Origin of the sequence: Aeromicrobium sp. Leaf272, from assembly GCF_001422865.1 — a bacterium.
Classification (GTDB): domain Bacteria; phylum Actinomycetota; class Actinomycetes; order Propionibacteriales; family Nocardioidaceae; genus Aeromicrobium.
In genome coordinates this window covers 664,711-665,869 of the sequence record NZ_LMMY01000009.1, presented here as the reverse complement: position 1 = coordinate 665,869, position 1,159 = coordinate 664,711, and the positions used below count along the sequence as shown (strand labels likewise).

The 1,159-nt window shown below is 71.7% G+C and carries 2 protein-coding genes; one reads left to right on the top strand and one right to left on the bottom strand.

Annotated features, from left to right (window positions below; translation table 11 throughout):
* Positions 1–126: 126 nt before the first annotated feature.
* The gene (locus tag ASF38_RS04860) at positions 127–462 is read left to right on the top strand and encodes a DUF3817 domain-containing protein (RefSeq protein ID WP_055962534.1); all 336 of its coding nucleotides are present in this window, start codon (positions 127–129) and stop codon (positions 460–462) included.
* Between the two features lie 9 nt (positions 463–471).
* Here the strand turns inward: ASF38_RS04860 and ASF38_RS04855 are convergent, their stop codons facing one another.
* A complete protein-coding gene (locus ASF38_RS04855; RefSeq protein ID WP_255353811.1) occupies positions 472–1,101 on the bottom strand; it encodes an enoyl-CoA hydratase/isomerase family protein in 630 nt (209 codons plus the stop codon).
* Positions 1,102–1,159 lie beyond the last annotated feature (58 nt).

Below are 1,159 nucleotides of genomic sequence, written 5' to 3'. Positions count from 1 at the left end.
GTTCGGCCTGTTCGCCGTGGTCATGTGGTGGCGGATGTGCCGCGACCAGGTCGACGAGGCACGTGCCCGCCACGACGCCGCACCACCGGAGCGGCCCGACGACCAGCCCGTCGATAACCTGTCCCCGTGAGTCGCATCGCTGTCGCCTACCGCATCCTCGCCTGGGTCGTGGGCGTGAACCTGCTGGTCGTGTTCGCCGGATTCTTCGGCAAGATCCTCACCGAGCCCGGCTCGTGGTGGCGCCGCAACCAGGACGTCTTCCTGGTCATCGACCAGGTCCACGGGTTCCTCTTCATGGTGCTTCTCGTGCTCATCGCCCTGCTGTCGAGCCGTCACCGCTGGAAGCCGGCGTTCACCGTCACGACGATGCTCCTGGCCACGGTGCCCTTCGTGAGCTTCTGGGCCGAGCGTCGCACCACGCGGGTGCTGCGCGCGGAGGCCGACGCCCCCGGCGCCGCCTGACGCGACGGCTCAGCGACCGGAGAAGGTCGCCTTGCCGGGCCCGTTCTCCAGGAACGAGGCCATCCCGTGCTGCAGGTCCTCGGTCTCGAACAGCTCCGACGCGATGCGCGTGGTGGCCGCGACGGCACCGGGCACGCCCGACGACTCGTGCACCCGCAGGATCCGCTTGGCGGCGCCGAAGGCCCGCGTGGGGCCGACGGCCACCTGCCGCACGACGTCGAGGACCGCGTCGTCGAAGCCCTCGACGGGCAGCACCCGGTTGACCACGTTCCAGCGCTCGAAGGTGGCGGCGTCGAAGAGCTCGCCCGTGAAGACGACCTCCTTCGCCCGGGCCACGCCGGCCCGCTGGGCCAGGCGCTGCGTGCCGCCCATCGTGGGGGTCAGGCCGATCACGCGCTCGACGAGCCCGAACTTCGCCTTCTCGCTCGCGAGGACGATGTCGCAGGCCAGCGCCACCTCGAGGGCCCACGTGAGGGTGAGGGCGTGCGCCGCGAAGAAGGTGGGCACGTCGAGGGCGGCGATCCGCTCGGGCAGCTCGAGCATCCGGTCGTAGAGCGCCTTGGTGTCGGCCTGCGAGGTGCGGGCGTGGAACTGGGCCACGTCGACGCCGCCGGAGACGAGCTTGCCCTCGGCGCGCACCAGCAGCGCGCGCGGCGGGTCCGCCACGACCTCGTCGAGCGCGACGTCGAACGCGTCG